This window comes from Thalassobius sp. Cn5-15 (genome assembly GCF_022347685.1).
Lineage (GTDB): Bacteria > Pseudomonadota > Alphaproteobacteria > Rhodobacterales > Rhodobacteraceae > Thalassobius.
Genome location: NZ_JAKRGF010000007.1, coordinates 138,552 through 154,502 on the forward strand (window position 1 = coordinate 138,552; position 15,951 = coordinate 154,502).

Below are 15,951 nucleotides of genomic sequence, written 5' to 3' on the forward strand. Positions count from 1 at the left end.
AACAGGGCAGGCGGGAGAGCGATCAGGCGAACCCCGCCTCCTTGGCGATAACGGCGGCATGGGTGCGGTTGCGGGCATCCAGTTTCTTGCACAGGGTGCGAACATGCAGTTTGATCGTCACCTCCTGCAGGCCCAGATCCCGGGCGATTTCCTTGTTCGAATGACCTGCGCACAGCCCGCCCAGCACTTCCGTTTCGCGCTGGCTAAGCTGGTTGTCAAAGGGATCTTCGGCGTTGCTCGTGGCATTCATCACATCGGTCGGGATATAGGTTTCACCCAGCGCCATGAAACGGATCGCGTTCACCATGCTTTTGGCACCCATCGTTTTGGGCAGGAAGCCAAGTGCGCCCGCATCCACGGCCTCTTGCGCCACGGAATTGGGGGCGGTGCCGCTAAGGATGGCAAAGGGTTGATCAGGATGGGCGGCAATGGCCTGTTTCAGGCCCTGCAAACCGTTCATGCCCGGCATTTTGTAATCCAGCAGAACCAGATCGAAAGTCCCCTTGGCGGCAACAACCTGCAGCGCCTCCGCCAGATCGCCTGCGGCAAAGACCTGAATGCGTCCCTCCGCCTGCAGGAACACTGTCAGCGTGTCCCGAACCATTTCGTGATCGTCTGCAATCAAAATACGCATGTCTAACCCTCTCATCCTAAAGCGCGGGCGCCTGGGGATTAAAATTGGCAATCCCCGTGTTCCAGCAATAATCGTGCCGCGGTTCAATTAGCGAACTTTAACACGAAATTCTTAATGTGTTGTAGCCAACCATAAGGTGAGCTGACAGCAACACCACGCGACCAAGAGGTCAGGCGAATTGGCGATCGTCGAGGCGAACTATCCCAAAGGTTAGTTTTATGACCCAATGCGTCAAAACCGGACGCGTAAAACCGTGCATTGTGAGGTCAACAACCACTGAGGTCAGTTGAGGGTCCAATGATGTTTTACACGCTTACGAAATCTGCCATCTCCCGCCTGAACGCTGCGCTTGCGGCGTCAGTGATGGGCTGTGTCTTTGCGCTTGCGCCCTTTGATGAAGGTGCTGCACAGGCCGAAACTGCAGCGGTTGATCCGGTGCTGACAGTTGTCGCCGCTCCTGACGCCCCTGAGGTGGTGCTGGATCGCGCCGCGCTGGAGGCACTGCCACGTGAGGTGGTGCGCACCAAAACCATCTGGACCGATGGCGTCACAGAGTTTGAAGGTGTGTCATTGCACACGTTGGTTCAGGAACTGGGGTTGAACGGTGACGAAATGAGCTTTGTGGCGCTGAACGACTACGCGGTGACCATACCGCTGGTGGATGCGGTCGAAGGGGGGCCTATCCTAGCGGACACGATGAATGGTGTGCCAATGTCGGTGCGCGACAAGGGGCCGCTGTGGGTGATCTATCCCTTTGACGCAAATGCAGACTACCAGGCCGAACAATATTACGCCCGTAGCATCTGGCAGTTGCATCGAATCCAGCCCACACCCTAACATGGTCTTATTTAGATCCTGTGCGTTCCCGCTCATCGGGGGCGCAAAAGTGCCGCTTGGGCACCGGATACCAGGACACTTGTGACGAAAGGTTAGGCCGACTTGCCTGTGATCCGTTTCTTTCCGATGCGCCCGGCGCGCCAGATTTTTGTGCTGGTGCTGTTGGCGATGTTCGTTTTGACGGGTCTGTTAATGGTTGAGGTGCGTGGGCGACTTCAGGATCTATCGACCGCGTCGACGGACAATCTGCAATGGAATATCGCCCAGCTGGAGGTGGAGCTGCTGCGCCTTGATGGCCAGATCGCTCAGACCCGCAGCGTGTCCATGTCTGTCGCGCAGGATCAGGGCAGTGCAATTCCGCCTGATCTGACCCTTAGTCTGCGCCAGTTGCGGGTGCGGTTCGATATCTTTTACAGCCGCGTGAAAACCTATGAAACCGGCCCGCTCTATCTGCCCCTGTGGCAGAGTGACGAGAACCAGAAAATCATGACCGATCTCGGCGTTTACCTGCGGGCGGGCGCTACTTTGGTGGACCGATCTGATGCGGGGTTGCGCGATGCTTTGGCAGAACTGGCAGCGCTGACAGACGCGCAGAAGGCACCGGTGCGCCGGTTGCTGCTCAGTGGTGTGGCGCGCTTTGCCGAAAGTTCGGATCAGGCACGGGCGGATCTGGCGCGAACCCTGACGCGGTTGGCGGTATCGTCATTGCTGCTGATCGCGGTGCTGGTGCTGCTGGCGCTGTTGTTGCTGCGTCTGTTGCGCAAAGGGCGTCAGGTGGCGGCGCAAAGTGAGCGGGTGCAATCGCGGTTGGCGGCGATGGCGTCGTCGTCCTTGGACGCTATTCTGGTGGTGGACCGTGACGGGCATGTATTGGAATTTAACGGTGCGGCGGAAACGGTGTTTGGCTATCGGCGGGCGGATGTCATCGGGCGAGATATGGCCGACCTCATTGTGCCTGAACATCTGCGGCAGGCCCACCGTGCTGGCATGGCACGCTTTGCTCGTACTGGTAAGAAGCGGGTCAGCGACACGGGGCGTCTGCGGCTGGAGGCGATGCGTAAATCCGGCGAAACCTTCCCTGTAGAACTGTCTATCACTGCCGCCAAGGCGGGGCGGCAGACGGTCTTTGTCTCTTTCCTGCGTGACATCACCCAGCAAGTGGAAGCGGAGGCCGCTTTGAAACGCGCCCGCGATGAGGCGCGGGCTGGTGAAAAGGCCAAGGCAGATCTGCTGACAGTGATGAGCCATGAAATGCGCACGCCGTTGAACGGCATCCTCGGATCTTTGGAATTGATGCAGCGTGACCCGTTGAGCAAACGCCAGCTGCGCAATCTGCGGGCGGCGAAGTTTTCTGGTGATCTGCTGCTTAGTCACGTGAATGATGTGCTGGACTTGTCGCGACTGGATGCGGATGCGATGGCCTCTGCGGATCCAGTGTCGTTCGATCTGCCGGAATTGGTTGAAACCTTGGTCGCCAGCCAGGCCGCACTGGCCAAGGCACGGGGCAATCATCTGTCTATGACTGTGCTAAGCCCGGATTTGCAGCATGTGACAGGGCATCCGGCGGCACTGAACCGTTGTTTGGTGAACCTTGTCGGCAACGCGGTAAAGTTTACCGAAAATGGTGACATCGCAGTAGAGGTCGAACGGCGCACCGGTAGCGATCTGGTCGAAATTCGTGTCAGCGATACCGGCGCGGGCATCCCTGAGGACAAGATCGACAGTATCTTTCAGGAATTTGTCACTGTTGATCCCAGTTTTGGCCGGCGCAGCGAAGGCACCGGTCTGGGCCTGTCGATCACCCGCCGTCTGGTCGATCAGATGCAGGGCGAAATCACGGTTGACAGCATAGAGGGCGAAGGCAGCCTGTTCCAGATGCTGTTACCCCTGCCAGCGGCGACCGCACCAATGACGGGCCAAGCAGAGACAGCACGCGATGCACAGGTGGCCCCCTTGCCTGCGGGGCATGTTTTGTTGGTTGAAGACAATGAGATTAACCGCGAAATCCTGACTGACATGCTGCAGGATCTGGGTCAAAAAGTGACACCTGCGGTGGATGGTCCCAGCGGGATCAAACGCGCCGCTGAGGGTGGGTTTGATCTGATCCTGATGGATATTTCCATGCCTGGTATGGACGGTATGACCGCGCTGGAGGCGATGCGTGGCCAAGGCAACCTGCAGCCTGCGCTGGCGGTAACGGCACATGCCTCGCCCGAGGATCACGCGCGCATTCTGGCATCAGGCTTTTGCGGGATCGTAACGAAACCCGTCAGTGTGCGCCAATTGCGCGAGGCGCTTGAGGGCGTGAAGTCCGGCACTGATTGCACCCGCATCTATGAGACGGAGGCCAGCCAGTTGGGTCGCCAGACCCGCAGTGATTTTGTTGACCGCATGGGACAGGAGAAGTTTGCAACCCTGATGCGCCATTTCGCCAGCGACACCGCTGATCTGTTGGGGGATCTACAGGCTGGCACAGGGCTCAACGCCGATCAGGTGCAGAATGCGCACAATCTGGCAGGCATGGCGGGCCTCTTGGGGGAGAATGGGCTGCAGCAGGCGCTCAAAGGGATTGAGGATCTGCCGCAAAACGCCCCTGCGGATGAGGTGCCACTTATCTTGCCCGAACTTCTGTCTGAGGCGCAGCAAATGCTGGCGACCTTAAAGGACACGCTCGGCCCCGCGCGCTGATGCGGTGGTGCGGACGCTGTCGCTTCTCCGTAGTTTTACCTGTCAGAGAGCGAAATGCCCTCACGTCACCCAGACCTATACTTTCCCTGACGCGCCCGCGGTGTTCTAGTCAGCACTGAAGACAGTGACGCGGGGAGGCGACGCTGGCGACAGTTCTGGCGTACCAGACGGGAGGATAATATGGATTTTGGAATTCGAGCAGAGAACCGCAAGCTTTTGGACCGCGTGATCACGATGATCAACGATGAGATCGCGCCGCTGCAAGACGAATATGATGCGGAAATCACCAAGGGTGACCGCTGGCAGTACACCGATCGTCAGGCGGAAATTCTGGAAGGGCTGAAGGCCAAAGCCAAGGCGGCAGGGCTGTGGAACTTCTGGCTGACCGATGGCAATGGGGGCTTGGGCCTTTCCACTGTGGAATATGCCTATTTCGCCGAAGAAATGGGCCGTGTTGGACTGGCGGCGGAGGTGTTCAACTGTTCTGCGCCGGATACGGGGAATATGGAAGTGTTCCACAAATACGGCACCGACGCGATGAAGACACAGTGGTTGGAGCCGCTATTGGCGGGTGATATCCGCTCGGCCTATCTGATGACGGAACCGGATGTTGCGTCCTCTGATGCGACCAACATCTCGATGTCTTGTGTGCGCGATGGCGATGACTATGTGCTGAACGGTGAAAAATGGTGGGCCTCTGGCGCCGGTGATCCCCGCTGCAAGGTCTATATTGTGATGGTGAATACCGGCACCGATGAGACGCCGAAACACCAGCGCCATTCGATGATTGTGGTCGATGCTGCCAGTGAGGGCATTGAGGTGCTGCGCCCGATGTCGGTCTATGGCCACGACGACGCGCCCCACGGCCATATGCACATCCGTTTCACCAACGTGCGGGTGCCGGCAGAAAACCTGTTACTGGGCGAGGGCCGCGGGTTTGAAATCAGTCAGGGCCGTTTGGGACCGGGCCGCATTCATCACTGCATGCGTGCGATCGGTGCCGGTGAGGCGGCGCTGGAACTGATGTGCACCCGTTCGCTGGAGCGAGAGGCTTTTGGTAAAAAACTGGCCGCTTTGGGGGCCAATCACGATATCATCGCTGAAGCGCGGATGGAAATTGAGCAGGCGCGCCTGCTGTGTCTGAAGGCCGCGTGGTACATGGATCAGGGGGATGCGCGCGCTGCGGCGCCGTGGATTTCGATGATCAAAACCGTCGCGCCGCGAATGGCGCTGAAGGTGATTGATGAGGCGGTGCAAATGTTTGGTGCGATGGGTGTTTCGCAAGACACGCCATTGGCGATTAAATGGACCCATGTGCGCACCCTGCGTCTGGCCGATGGGCCCGATGCGGTGCATCGCCGCCAAATCGCCCGCGCGGAACTGCGCAAGCACACGCAGGAAAAGGTGTAACGCAGCCTTTTGCGTAGGGCGGGGAGGGGCGCGGTGGCGCGCCTCTCAACGTCGGCTTAGGACCATGATTTGCGGTGTGCGTTAGGGCTGGAGCCGTATTTCTCCCGAAACACTCGCGCCATATGGCTGGACGAGCGGAAGCCAGTGGCGGCAGCAATTTCTGTCACCGTCAGATCTGTCTCATTCAGCATTCCATAGGCGCGCGACAGGCGCAGATCGTTGTAATAGGAAATCGGGCTTTGGTTCAGGTAGCGTTTGAACAGCCGTTCCACCTGACGGCGTGACACGCCAAGGCGATCCGCGATGTCTTCCATCGATAGCGGCTCTTCGATTTCTTGTTCCATGATCTGGATTGCGGCCAACAGGTTGCGGTTGCGGCAGCCGATGGCGGCTGAGCTGGCAGAGCGTTGTGGGGCGGTCTGGGCACCGGATCGCAGGTGGATGCACATGTCCGCAACCATAATGGCCAGATCGGACCCATGGCGCTGTTCGATTAGGGTCAGCATCATATCAAGAGCCGAGTTGCCACCGCCGCAGGTCATTATGCGGCCGTCCACCTCATAAAGCGCGCTGGAGGGTTCTAGATCGGGAAATTCCTCCATCAGACCCATCTGGTTTTCCCAATGCAGGGTAAAACGGCGATCCTTCAGCAGGCCCGCACGTGCCAGCGCAAAGGCACCGGAGCAGATGCTGCCCAGACGGCGGCCAAAGCGGTCTTCACGCCGCAGCCAGTTTAACGTGGCATCTCCAATGGTTGTCTGCGGCTCGACCCCCGAACAGACAAACCCGTAGGAATTCAGCGGCAAAGGGTCCAGTGCCATATCGGGTGTGACCATCATGCCGTTCGAACAGGTGATGGTGCTGCCGTCCTCGCTCATCGTGTACCAACGGTAAAGCTGCTGCTTGGTCAATTGGTTGGCGATGCGTAACGGCTCAATCGCAGCGGCGACAGCCAGCATTGTCGCCTTGGGCAACAGGAGGAAGTAGAAATCTTCGGGCGGGCCGTCGAAATCCATCGGAAAGTTGGCAGAGGCGGCGCGCTGGATAAAACGATCTTGCTGCATGGAGTCTCTTTGGTGTTACTGCATGGGATATAGCTGCAGGATGGCGAGGTTTCTGTACCATTTGCGACATTTTATCGTCGCAGCGTTGGCTGTGCGACGCTTTTTGGCGTCTTGGTGCGACAAAAGAAAGGGCATTGCGACACTTTTTCTTGTGACGCGCGGAAAAATGTCGACCATGTCGTGAATGGGATGTTTTGAGGCACATACGCAACCGTCATCTGAGTGGCAAAGCCAAATAGGTGCCTGTTGCTGATGGCATGAATTTTGAACCAGCCATTGCCTATGCGGTGCAACAGCAGTTGCGGCCGTGTTCCATTAATTCAAGTCCGTCCCCTTGCAGGCCAGAGGGGGCAGGACTAAGACTCAGTTAGTACCTTTGCGATAAGGGTACTTCAGATAGCAACAGGCAGGCGACTATGAATGATCCGATTGATACTTACATGAACACCCTGGTGCCGATGGTGGTCGAGCAGACCAGCCGCGGCGAACGGGCCTATGATATTTTTTCGCGCCTGCTGAAAGAGCGCATCATTTTTGTAAATGGCCCGATTCACAGCGGCATGAGCCAGATGATTGTCGCGCAGCTGTTGCACCTTGAGGCGGAAAATCCTTCCAAGGAAATCAGCATGTATGTGAACTCTCCGGGTGGTGAGGTGACTGCGGGCATGTCGATCTATGACACCATGCAATACATCAAACCCAAAGTGTCCACGCTGATCTGCGGCATGGCGGCCTCGATGGGGTCGGTGATTGCGATTGGTGGCGAAAAAGGCATGCGTTTTGCGCTGCCCAACTCCGAAGTGATGGTGCACCAGCCCTCCGGTGGGGCGCGTGGCATGGCAACGGATATGCTGATTTCCGCCCGCCACATCGAACGTACGCGTGAGCGCCTGTATCAGCTTTATGTCAATCACGCTGGTCAGGACTACGAAACGGTGCAGAAGGCGCTGGACCGTGACACCTGGATGACCCCGGAAGAGGCGAAGGACTGGGGCCACATTGATGAGATCGTGGCAAGCCGTGTCAAAGCCGGTGATGAGACCGATAGTTAAATGAACCTGTCACACGGGCGTTAACGCGCCCGTGTGACGTTTTTGCATTGTAGCTGCCTGAGGGCTGACTTAAGCTACCATTGTAAGAGGAACAGCCCAGACGCAGGATCCGGTGAGGATGTGCCTGGCGGCTGAGTAACCTGAGACTTCAGGCCTGAAAGGGAAGAAATGGCGAATAATTCCGGTGGTGACAGCAAAAACACGCTCTATTGCTCTTTCTGCGGCAAGAGCCAGCACGAGGTGCGCAAGCTGATTGCCGGCCCAACCGTTTTCATCTGCGATGAATGTGTTGAGCTTTGCATGGACATCATCCGCGAAGAGACCAAATCCGCGGGTCTGAAATCTTCCGAAGGGGTGCCAACCCCGATGGATATCTGCAACGTTCTGGACGATTATGTGATCGGTCAGGCGACGGCCAAACGGGTGCTGTCGGTGGCGGTGCACAACCACTACAAACGTCTGAACCACGCGCAGAAGTCCGGCGATATCGAACTGTCGAAATCCAACATCCTGCTGATCGGCCCCACCGGTTGCGGTAAGACACTTCTGGCGCAGACGCTGGCGCGCATTCTGGATGTGCCCTTCACCATGGCAGATGCCACGACATTGACCGAGGCGGGCTATGTTGGTGAAGACGTTGAAAACATCATCCTGAAGCTGCTGCAGGCGTCGGAATACAATGTGGAGCGCGCGCAGCGCGGTATCGTCTACATTGACGAGGTGGATAAAATCACCCGCAAATCCGAAAACCCCTCGATCACCCGTGATGTGTCGGGCGAGGGCGTGCAGCAGGCGCTGTTGAAGCTGATGGAGGGCACCGTTGCCTCCGTGCCGCCGCAAGGTGGCCGCAAGCATCCTCAGCAGGAATTCCTGCAGGTCGACACCACCAACATCCTGTTCATCTGCGGCGGCGCATTCGCCGGTCTGGACAAGATCATTGGCCAGCGCGGCAAAGGATCCGCGATGGGTTTTGGGGCCGATGTGCGTGAAAACGATGATCGCGGTGTGGGCGAACTGTTCAAGGATCTGGAACCCGAGGATCTGCTGAAATTCGGCCTGATCCCGGAATTCGTCGGCCGTCTGCCGGTTCTTGCGACGCTGGAAGATCTGGATCAAGACGCGCTGGTCACCATACTGACCCAGCCGAAGAACGCGCTGATCAAACAGTACCAGCGCCTGTTCGAGCTGGAGGACACCCAGCTGACCTTCACCGATGACGCGCTGCAAGCGATCGCCAAACGCGCGATTGAGCGGAAAACCGGTGCCCGTGGTCTGCGTTCGATCCTCGAAGATATCCTGCTCGACACCATGTTCGACCTGCCCGGTCAGGACAGCGTGACAGAGGTTGTGGTGAACGAGGATGCGGTCACATCCGATGCTCAGCCGCTGATGATCCATGGCGAGCAGAAAGAAGAGGCCAGCGCCAGCTAAATGCGTTGGATCTTGAAGCAATTGGCGCTCAATGCCACGAAAATGCTCGCAGGTTTTGCGGGCATTTTTCTTTTGTTGATGTGTGGCTGTGAGGCGCTAAAGGTGCGCTACAATCACGCTGCCGATAGTCCAGCCTATGCCGAAGCTGTTTTTGAACGGTTGCTTCCATTTGATCGCGTGCTTGCCAGTCGCGCGTATCACTTGATCGATGACGATTGGCCGAATTGGGACTGCACATTTGCAATTGTGGAGCTTGCGGCAGACGCACCAGAGGCGCCACCATCCCGCGTGATGGCTGAGGATGGGCTTAATCTCGGGTGGCGATACGTATTCGGCGGATCTTGGGAAGCAACACCTAAAACGCCACTTTCGCCTAATACCAGAGACGCACTTGGGTTTTGCGTTCAATACTTCGAGGCCGAAGTTTCTCAAAGGCTTCGGTCCGCGATGCGAGAGCCAGGCAGCTGGTATGTGCTTGGTCCCGTTGGTGAAACCCTGTTTATTTATTCATTGCCTCAACGGATCGCGGCGCGTATCCGGTTTGGTGACTAAGGAGACAACACCATGACCATTAAACGTATTTCCACCGGCAGCGAGTTTGAGGCCAAGATCGGCTATTGCCGTGCTGTTGTTGCGGGCGGATTTGTGCATGTTGCGGGCACCGTGGGGGCAGGCGACACCGTGGAAGAGCAGTGCAAGGCCGCGCTGGCGACCATTGAAAACGCGCTGACAGAGGCAGGCAGCAGTTTTGAACATGCGGTGCGGGTGAACTACTATCTGCCGGATGCGTCGGAATTTGAACCCTGCTGGCCGATTCTGTCCGCCACCTTTGGCGACAACCCGCCCGCTGCCACGATGGTGGAATGTAACTTGATCGATCCGAAATTCCGTATCGAGATCGAATTGACCGCTCTATTGCCGTAACATCGCGGCAATATCCTGCGCTATAGGGGCACAGAGGGCATGCAGGGGCGCTGACCACTGGACCTTTGCGCCCTTTTGAGCCATATCTTTTTTCAAGTTTTTCGCGAGGTAGCCATGGGCATTCTGAACACACTTCTGCGCGCCGTCACCTGGTGGGACGGTCAGACCCTGAACACCCAGCTTTATACCGCCCGCAAAGGCGTGAAAGTTGGCGAGGATGATCAAGGCAACACATTTTACACCTCCAAAGACGGCAAGCGCCGTTGGGTGATCTACAACGGCGAGGTCGAAGCAAGCCGTATCAGCCCCGACTGGCACGGCTGGCTGCACCACACCTTTGACGATCTGCCCAGCGACAAACCGTTGAAGCACAAAGACTGGGAAAAGCCGCACCTGGAAAACCTGACCGGCACCGCGATGGCCTATGCGCCTGCAGGCTCCATCCGTCGTGTTGAACCGTCAGAGCGCCGAGATTACGAGGCCTGGTCGCCCGAATAACACCTCCTTCGGATCTGATTGTTCAATCCGCAGGCGGGTCCTGCAATGTTTTGTGAGAAGTGAGGGCCGATATGTCCACCAATCCAACCGAAGTCGCCGTAGGCGCTATTGTTCTGGCTGCGGCAATTGGGTTTGTTGCCTATGCGGGCCAGATCACCGGCTTTAGCGCATCCACCGCGGGCTATCCGCTGACCGCTTCTTTCCGGTCGCTGGAAGGGGTGAGCGTTGGTACCGATGTGCGTCTGGCTGGCGTTAAAGTCGGGTCGGTGACCGATGTGTCGCTGAACCCCCAGACCTTCCGCGCGGACACTGAAATTTTGGTGCAGGATGGTATTGATGTGCCTGACGATAGTGCGATTGTGATCAGTTCCGAAGGGCTTTTGGGTGGCAACTACGTCGAGATTGTACCGGGAGGCTCGCCGTTTAACTTTGAGGCTGGGGCCGAGATTGAGGATACACAAGGCGCGGTCTCTCTCGTGTCGCTGTTGATGAAGTTCGTCTCCGGAGGCAATGAATGATCCGCGCAGTTGCACTGGCGCTGGTGATCGGCGGTATTTCGACCACTGCCTCAGCGCAGCAGGTCAGCAGCGCCACCGGCGCGCTGATGCGCGGCCTTGATAAGGTCAGCGGTGAAATCGTGGACATGGAGATCGCCACCGGTGGATCGACCGTTTTCGGCGATCTGCGGGTCAGCCTGACGGAGTGTCGGTATCCGGCGGACAATCCCGCAGGCGAAGGATTTGCCTTTGTTCAGGTGCAGAAGATTTCCGCATCGGCAGGGCAGGCGCCGCTGTTCGGTGGTTGGATGATGGCATCTGCACCGGCGCTGAACGCGTTGGATCATCCGCGTTACGACGTCTGGGTATTGCGCTGCAAAACACCTGCAGCTGAGTGATCGACGCCTTCAACATCAAAAAATGCCCCTTCACGCAGCGCTGCCTCTAGGAGGTGGTGATACTCTGCGCGCGGGATCTCTACCGCGCCAAGCGAGGCAAGGTGCGGTGTGATGAACTGGGTGTCAAACAGGGTGAAACCCGTTTGCACCAGATGATCCACCAGATAGGCCAGCGCGATCTTTGACGCGTCGCGGCGGTAGGAAAACATGCTTTCGCCGAAAAAGGCACGGCCCAGCGTGACGCCGTAAACGCCACCTGCCAGTTCACCGTCCATCCACACCTCCAGAGAATGGGCGCGGCCCATGCGATGCAGCGCCATGTAGAGCGCGTGAATGGTGGGGTTTATCCATGTCTCTTCCCGGTTGGCACAGCCGCGTAGAACCGCTTCAAAGTCGCTGTTGATGCGGATCTGATAAGCGCCACGGCGGATCGTGCGCGCCAGAGAGCGCGAGATGCGGAACTGATCGAGGGGAAAGATACCACGATCACGGGGATCGACCCAGAACACCTCTGGGTCATCGCGGCTTTCGGACATGGGAAAGATGCCTTGGGCATAGCCGGATAGCAGGATCTGGGGGGTGAGCGCAAAGTCGTCTTTCATACGCTTATCCTAGGATCAGGTCGTTGCTATAGAAAGGGCATCATAAAAGAAGGGCCGCAGTGTGCACCGCGGCCCCCGCATGGATGTTAGGCCATGTTAGCTTCCAGCCACTTTTCCAGCCAGTGGATATTATAGTTGCCGGTGTGGATGTCATCCTCTTGCAGCAGTGCGGTGAACAGCGGCAGGGAGGTGTCGATACCATCAATGATCAGCTCACCCAGCGCACGCTCCAGACGCGCCAGCGCCTCGGTCCGGTCACGACCATGCACGATCAGCTTGCCAATCAGACTGTCGTAATAAGGCGGGATCGAGTAGCCATCATAAAGCGCAGAGTCCATCCGAACGCCCAAGCCGCCGGGGGCGTGGTAGGCAGTGATTTTGCCCGGGCAAGGGGCAAAGTTCGGCAGCTTTTCCGCGTTGATCCGTACCTCGATCGCGTGGCCGTTGATCTCCAGGTCGTCCTGAGTGAATGACATCGGCAGGCCTTCGGCCACACGGATCTGCTCACGTACCAGATCGACACCAAAGATGCCTTCGGTCACGGGGTGTTCCACCTGCAGACGTGTGTTCATTTCGATGAAGTAGAACTCGCCGTTTTCATAGAGGAACTCGATCGTGCCAGCGCCGATGTAGTTAATACGGGCAACAGCATCCGCACAGACTTTACCGATGGCGGCACGCTCTGCTGGGGTGATGCAGGGGCCGGGGGCCTCTTCAAACACCTTCTGGTGGCGACGCTGCAGCGAACAGTCGCGTTCACCAAGGTGAACTGCCTTGCCCTTGCCATCGCCAAACACCTGAATTTCGATGTGACGCGGGGTGGTGAGGTATTTTTCGATATAGACCTCATCGTTGCCAAAGGCGGCTTTGCCTTCGGCACGGGCGGTCATGAACGCCTCTTCCATGTCGGCGGCGGTTTGCGCCACCTTCATACCACGACCACCGCCACCGGCCGTCGCTTTGATGATTACCGGATAGCCGATTTCTTCACCAATGCGCTTGGCTGCGGCCAGATCAGGCACGCCACCGTCAGACCCAGGAACACAGGGCACGCCCAGTTCCTTCATTGTGTCCTTGGCGGTGATCTTGTCGCCCATGATGCGAATATGTTCCGCGGTTGGGCCGATAAAGGTCAGGCCGTGATCTTCGACGATCTGTACGAAGTTCGCGTTTTCTGACAGGAAACCATAGCCCGGATGGATCGCCTGTGCGCCGGTCACTTCGCAGGCAGCGATGATCGCGGGGATCGATAGGTAGCTTTGGGTGCCAGAGGGCGGGCCGATGCAGACGGATTCATCAGCCATGCGCACGTGCATGGCATCGGCATCCGCGGTGGAGTGCACCGCAACCGATTTGATGCCCATCTCGCGGCAGGCGCGGATCACGCGCAGCGCAATCTCACCCCGGTTCGCAATCAGGATTTTTTCAAACATCTCTGTGCCTTACTCGATGATGACCAGCGGGGAGCCAAATTCAACGGCACCGCCGTCTTCGACCAGAATACGTTTCACGGTACCGGATTTCGGCGCCGGAATCTGGTTCATGGTTTTCATCGCTTCGATGATCAGCAGGGTCTGGCCTTCGCTGACCTGTGTGCCAACGCTGGCAAACGCAGAGGCGCCGGGTTCCGGTGCCAGATATACGGTGCCAACCATCGGCGAGGTCACGGCGCCGGGGTGGCTGGCGGGATCTTCTGCGGCCGCGGGAGCAGCGGCAGGGGCCGCAGCTGCGGGCGCTGCAGCGGCGGCAGGCGCGGCGGCCACTGGAGCGGCGGCAACAGGCGCTGCAATATGAACAGGTGCTTCGGTGGCGCGGCTGACGCGGACGTTCAGGCTGTCGTTGTCGCCATAGTCGCGCATCACTTCCAGCTCGGTCAGATCGTTTGCGGCCAGCAGTTCAGCCAGTGCCTGAATAAATTCGACGTCGGAGTCGTGTTTCTTAGTCATTTTTCCCTCGACCGTTTTTGGTGGGCGACAATACGGAAGCGCCCAAGCCACATCTGGACGCCTTATAAGCCATACATGACGGCGCGGAAAGCATCCTTATGCGGGTTAAAGTGGGGATTTACGGCAAAAAGTTCGAGGGGAATTGTGAAAAAAACGCCTCAGCTTTGAAAATGGCGGGCTGCTTCGCGACGTTACGGCAGAATCAATGCGATTTACGAGACTAGAGAGGCATGCCAGAGAGTTTGGCCACCAACTCGGCCAGTTTACGGGCCTGAAACTTCTCCAACAGACGGGCGCGGTAGACCTCTACAGTGCGGTAGGACAGGTTCAGTTCCAGTCCGATTTCCTTGCTGGTCAGACCACGACAGGTCAGGATCGCCACCTCGCGCTCGCGCTGGGTCAGTTCAACGATGGGGCGTTCATCAGACAGGTCGGTGACTGACCAGATACCGCGCTGGAACGGATCAGTGGGGGTCAGGGATTGACCGCGCACGCGACACCAGAACAGTTCTCCTGAACGGCGTTTCATCACCCGCTCATCGGAATAGCGGCCGGTTTCCTGCATTGCGGCCAGACCACGGGCGCCAATCGCCTCGTAATCTTCGGCACTCGCGTAGAAATTGGCGAAGGGCTCATCGGTGAAGCTGTCGACCGTACCGCCGAAGGTTTCGGCAAATTGACGATTGCAGCCGCGAATGATGCGGTTTTCCAGCATACACAGGCCCACAGGCGCAAATTCAAACCCCAGATCTGCCAGATCCATGCTGTCACTCCCCTCAATTGCCGCTCTTCTATCAAGCAGTGCAACAAAAGGCATCCGCAATCTGCGCGTGCGCGCGCTTTCTAGCCGTCGGCGAAGTGGCGTGATTGCATTTCGGGCAGGCTAAAGTCTTCGGTGTGAACCACCACGTCTGCGCCACGGGTCAGGATAATGCCGTAGGCGCCCGGTTCGGGGACTGAATGTGCAAAGCCCTCTTTGCCCAGCATCATCGGCATTTGGTGGCAGGTGCTTTTGAAGACTGTCATCGATTTCCCCTGTATGGTGGCGGTAATGGTCCGATGGATGTGGCCGGCAAAGAGGTGGCGCACGTTGTAGCGCGCGGCCATCGCCAGCAGTGCATCCGCGTTGATCAGACCAATGCCGTCCATGCCGCTGAAACCTGTTTCAAACGGGGGGTGGTGAAGAAAGAGGAGGCATGGTTTGCCTCCGGCTTGTTTCAGCGCCTGCTCCAGCCAGTTGAGGCGGGCAGGGCAGAGGCGACCAGCATGTTCCACCGCCGCCTCTGTGTCCAGTGTATCAAGGGTGATCAGACGTACATCAGGTAGGTCCACCACGGCCTGAACAAATCCCGCATCGGTCACCGCCGCGGTGGGAAAGGCAGCGCGGAAGGGCGCGCGCAGGTCATGATTGCCCATCAGCATCGTGACTGGCCACGGTAGGCCCTGCAGCAGTGGTTTCAGACTGGCGTATTGATCGGCTGTGCCTTCATTGGTCAGATCGCCCGTGATCACCAGATGATTGGCGTCATGATGATGCCGCGCCGCATGCGCCAGCGCCTCGCGTGCCCGTTCAACTGGGGAGAGGTTGATGATGGTTTCAGGTGGCGTGGTGATGTGCAGGTCGGTCATGACCAGAATTTTTGACATGAAGCAGTCCGTTCTTCGATGAGTGCCGATAGGGTGCGGCACGCGGGCAATGACAGGAGAGTGTGACGGCCGCGTTACAAAAGCAAACGGCCCGCTATGTGGCGGGCCGTTTTTAAGGTCGTTTTGTGGTTAGCGGTTCATGCGGTTTTTGATGAGTTCCTCCACGACGCTTGGATCTGCCAGCGTTGATGTGTCTCCAAGTGCGCCAAAGTCATCTTCGGCAATTTTGCGCAGGATGCGGCGCATGATCTTGCCGGAACGGGTTTTCGGCAGGCCGGGCGCCCACTGGATCAGATCCGGCGCGGCGATGGGGCCGATTTCGG

General features: G+C 58.0%; 18 protein-coding genes. 10 read left to right on the forward strand and 8 right to left on the reverse strand.

Going from position 1 to position 15,951, the window contains the following annotated elements; all coding sequences use genetic code 11:
- Positions 1–22 precede the first annotated feature (22 nt).
- On the reverse strand, positions 23–634 hold the full coding sequence (locus MHM86_RS14775) for a response regulator transcription factor (protein WP_239200877.1): 612 nt from the start codon (positions 632–634) through the stop codon (positions 23–25).
- A gap of 300 nt (positions 635–934) precedes the next feature.
- On the opposite strand from MHM86_RS14775, the gene MHM86_RS14780 reads away from it, so the two are divergent.
- The 3 genes from MHM86_RS14780 to MHM86_RS14790 all read left to right on the forward strand — a co-directional run bounded on the left by MHM86_RS14780 (position 935) and on the right by MHM86_RS14790 (position 5,569).
- Complete coding sequence (locus MHM86_RS14780) at positions 935–1,471, forward strand: molybdopterin-dependent oxidoreductase (RefSeq protein WP_239200879.1); 537 nt, start codon at positions 935–937, stop codon at positions 1,469–1,471.
- A 108-nt stretch (positions 1,472–1,579) separates the two neighbouring features.
- Complete coding sequence (locus MHM86_RS14785; RefSeq protein ID WP_239200919.1) at positions 1,580–4,159, forward strand: PAS domain-containing hybrid sensor histidine kinase/response regulator; 2,580 nt, start codon at positions 1,580–1,582, stop codon at positions 4,157–4,159.
- 180 nt (positions 4,160–4,339) lie between these two features.
- On the forward strand, positions 4,340–5,569 hold the full coding sequence (locus tag MHM86_RS14790) for an acyl-CoA dehydrogenase family protein (RefSeq protein WP_239200881.1): 1,230 nt from the start codon (positions 4,340–4,342) through the stop codon (positions 5,567–5,569).
- Between the two features lie 56 nt (positions 5,570–5,625).
- Here MHM86_RS14790 and MHM86_RS14795 read toward each other — a convergent pair whose 3' ends face one another.
- On the reverse strand, positions 5,626–6,633 hold the full coding sequence (locus MHM86_RS14795; RefSeq protein ID WP_239200883.1) for a GlxA family transcriptional regulator: 1,008 nt from the start codon (positions 6,631–6,633) through the stop codon (positions 5,626–5,628).
- 416 nt (positions 6,634–7,049) lie between these two features.
- On the opposite strand from MHM86_RS14795, the gene MHM86_RS14800 reads away from it, so the two are divergent.
- The 7 genes from MHM86_RS14800 (at position 7,050) to MHM86_RS14830 (ending at position 11,433) form a co-directional block, all read left to right on the forward strand.
- Entirely contained in the window at positions 7,050–7,685 is a 636-nt protein-coding gene (locus MHM86_RS14800) for an ATP-dependent Clp protease proteolytic subunit (protein ID WP_239200886.1), read from the forward strand.
- A 168-nt stretch (positions 7,686–7,853) separates the two neighbouring features.
- Positions 7,854–9,116: an ATP-dependent Clp protease ATP-binding subunit ClpX gene (gene clpX, locus MHM86_RS14805; protein ID WP_058317921.1), complete on the forward strand. Its 1,263-nt coding sequence runs from the start codon at positions 7,854–7,856 to the stop codon at positions 9,114–9,116.
- Complete coding sequence (locus MHM86_RS14810; protein WP_239200888.1) at positions 9,117–9,668, forward strand: hypothetical protein; 552 nt, start codon at positions 9,117–9,119, stop codon at positions 9,666–9,668.
- A gap of 12 nt (positions 9,669–9,680) precedes the next feature.
- Entirely contained in the window at positions 9,681–10,040 is a 360-nt protein-coding gene (locus MHM86_RS14815) for a RidA family protein (RefSeq protein WP_239200890.1), read from the forward strand.
- 114 nt (positions 10,041–10,154) lie between these two features.
- Positions 10,155–10,538 (forward strand): NADH:ubiquinone oxidoreductase subunit NDUFA12, encoded by a 384-nt coding sequence (locus tag MHM86_RS14820; protein WP_239200892.1) that lies wholly within the window; start codon positions 10,155–10,157, stop codon positions 10,536–10,538.
- Between the two features lie 71 nt (positions 10,539–10,609).
- The gene (gene mlaD / locus MHM86_RS14825) at positions 10,610–11,056 is read left to right on the forward strand and encodes an outer membrane lipid asymmetry maintenance protein MlaD (protein ID WP_239200894.1); all 447 of its coding nucleotides are present in this window, start codon (positions 10,610–10,612) and stop codon (positions 11,054–11,056) included.
- Entirely contained in the window at positions 11,053–11,433 is a 381-nt protein-coding gene (locus tag MHM86_RS14830) for a DUF2155 domain-containing protein (protein ID WP_239200896.1), read from the forward strand. Before mlaD ends, MHM86_RS14830 begins: the two co-directional genes overlap by 4 nt.
- On the opposite strand, the gene aat is transcribed toward MHM86_RS14830, so the two are convergent.
- The 6 genes from aat to MHM86_RS14860 form a co-directional block, all read right to left on the reverse strand.
- Entirely contained in the window at positions 11,388–12,035 is a 648-nt protein-coding gene (gene aat, locus MHM86_RS14835; protein ID WP_239200898.1) for a leucyl/phenylalanyl-tRNA--protein transferase, read from the reverse strand. The genes MHM86_RS14830 and aat overlap by 46 nt on opposite strands.
- Positions 12,036–12,121: 86 nt before the next feature.
- Positions 12,122–13,468, reverse strand: coding sequence for an acetyl-CoA carboxylase biotin carboxylase subunit (accC, locus tag MHM86_RS14840; protein WP_239200899.1), 1,347 nt, complete (start codon positions 13,466–13,468; stop codon positions 12,122–12,124).
- Positions 13,469–13,477: 9 nt separating this feature from the next.
- Positions 13,478–13,981, reverse strand: coding sequence for an acetyl-CoA carboxylase biotin carboxyl carrier protein (gene accB / locus MHM86_RS14845; protein ID WP_239200900.1), 504 nt, complete (start codon positions 13,979–13,981; stop codon positions 13,478–13,480).
- Between the two features lie 220 nt (positions 13,982–14,201).
- Complete coding sequence (locus MHM86_RS14850; protein ID WP_239200920.1) at positions 14,202–14,738, reverse strand: LuxR C-terminal-related transcriptional regulator; 537 nt, start codon at positions 14,736–14,738, stop codon at positions 14,202–14,204.
- A gap of 86 nt (positions 14,739–14,824) precedes the next feature.
- The gene (locus MHM86_RS14855) at positions 14,825–15,628 is read right to left on the reverse strand and encodes a phosphodiesterase (protein ID WP_239200904.1); all 804 of its coding nucleotides are present in this window, start codon (positions 15,626–15,628) and stop codon (positions 14,825–14,827) included.
- Between the two features lie 129 nt (positions 15,629–15,757).
- A partial coding sequence (locus MHM86_RS14860; protein ID WP_239200908.1) for a hypothetical protein occupies positions 15,758–15,951 on the reverse strand: 194 nt, incomplete at its 5' end.

Excerpts from the sequence above, each read along its gene's own strand:
- MHM86_RS14775 (WP_239200877.1), bottom strand. The coding sequence starts at position 634 with ATGCGTATTTTGATTGCAGACGATCACGAAATGGTTCGGGACACGCTG.
- MHM86_RS14780 (WP_239200879.1), top strand. The coding sequence starts at position 935 with ATGTTTTACACGCTTACGAAATCTGCCATCTCCCGCCTGAACGCTGCG.
- MHM86_RS14790 (WP_239200881.1), top strand. The coding sequence starts at position 4,340 with ATGGATTTTGGAATTCGAGCAGAGAACCGCAAGCTTTTGGACCGCGTG.
- MHM86_RS14795 (WP_239200883.1), bottom strand. The coding sequence starts at position 6,633 with ATGCAGCAAGATCGTTTTATCCAGCGCGCCGCCTCTGCCAACTTTCCG.
- MHM86_RS14800 (WP_239200886.1), top strand. The coding sequence starts at position 7,050 with ATGAATGATCCGATTGATACTTACATGAACACCCTGGTGCCGATGGTG.
- clpX (WP_058317921.1), top strand. The coding sequence starts at position 7,854 with ATGGCGAATAATTCCGGTGGTGACAGCAAAAACACGCTCTATTGCTCT.
- MHM86_RS14810 (WP_239200888.1), top strand. The coding sequence starts at position 9,117 with ATGCGTTGGATCTTGAAGCAATTGGCGCTCAATGCCACGAAAATGCTC.
- MHM86_RS14815 (WP_239200890.1), top strand. The coding sequence starts at position 9,681 with ATGACCATTAAACGTATTTCCACCGGCAGCGAGTTTGAGGCCAAGATC.
- MHM86_RS14820 (WP_239200892.1), top strand. The coding sequence starts at position 10,155 with ATGGGCATTCTGAACACACTTCTGCGCGCCGTCACCTGGTGGGACGGT.
- mlaD (WP_239200894.1), top strand. The coding sequence starts at position 10,610 with ATGTCCACCAATCCAACCGAAGTCGCCGTAGGCGCTATTGTTCTGGCT.
- MHM86_RS14830 (WP_239200896.1), top strand. The coding sequence starts at position 11,053 with ATGATCCGCGCAGTTGCACTGGCGCTGGTGATCGGCGGTATTTCGACC.
- aat (WP_239200898.1), bottom strand. The coding sequence starts at position 12,035 with ATGAAAGACGACTTTGCGCTCACCCCCCAGATCCTGCTATCCGGCTAT.
- accC (WP_239200899.1), bottom strand. The coding sequence starts at position 13,468 with ATGTTTGAAAAAATCCTGATTGCGAACCGGGGTGAGATTGCGCTGCGC.
- accB (WP_239200900.1), bottom strand. The coding sequence starts at position 13,981 with ATGACTAAGAAACACGACTCCGACGTCGAATTTATTCAGGCACTGGCT.
- MHM86_RS14855 (WP_239200904.1), bottom strand. The coding sequence starts at position 15,628 with ATGTCAAAAATTCTGGTCATGACCGACCTGCACATCACCACGCCACCT.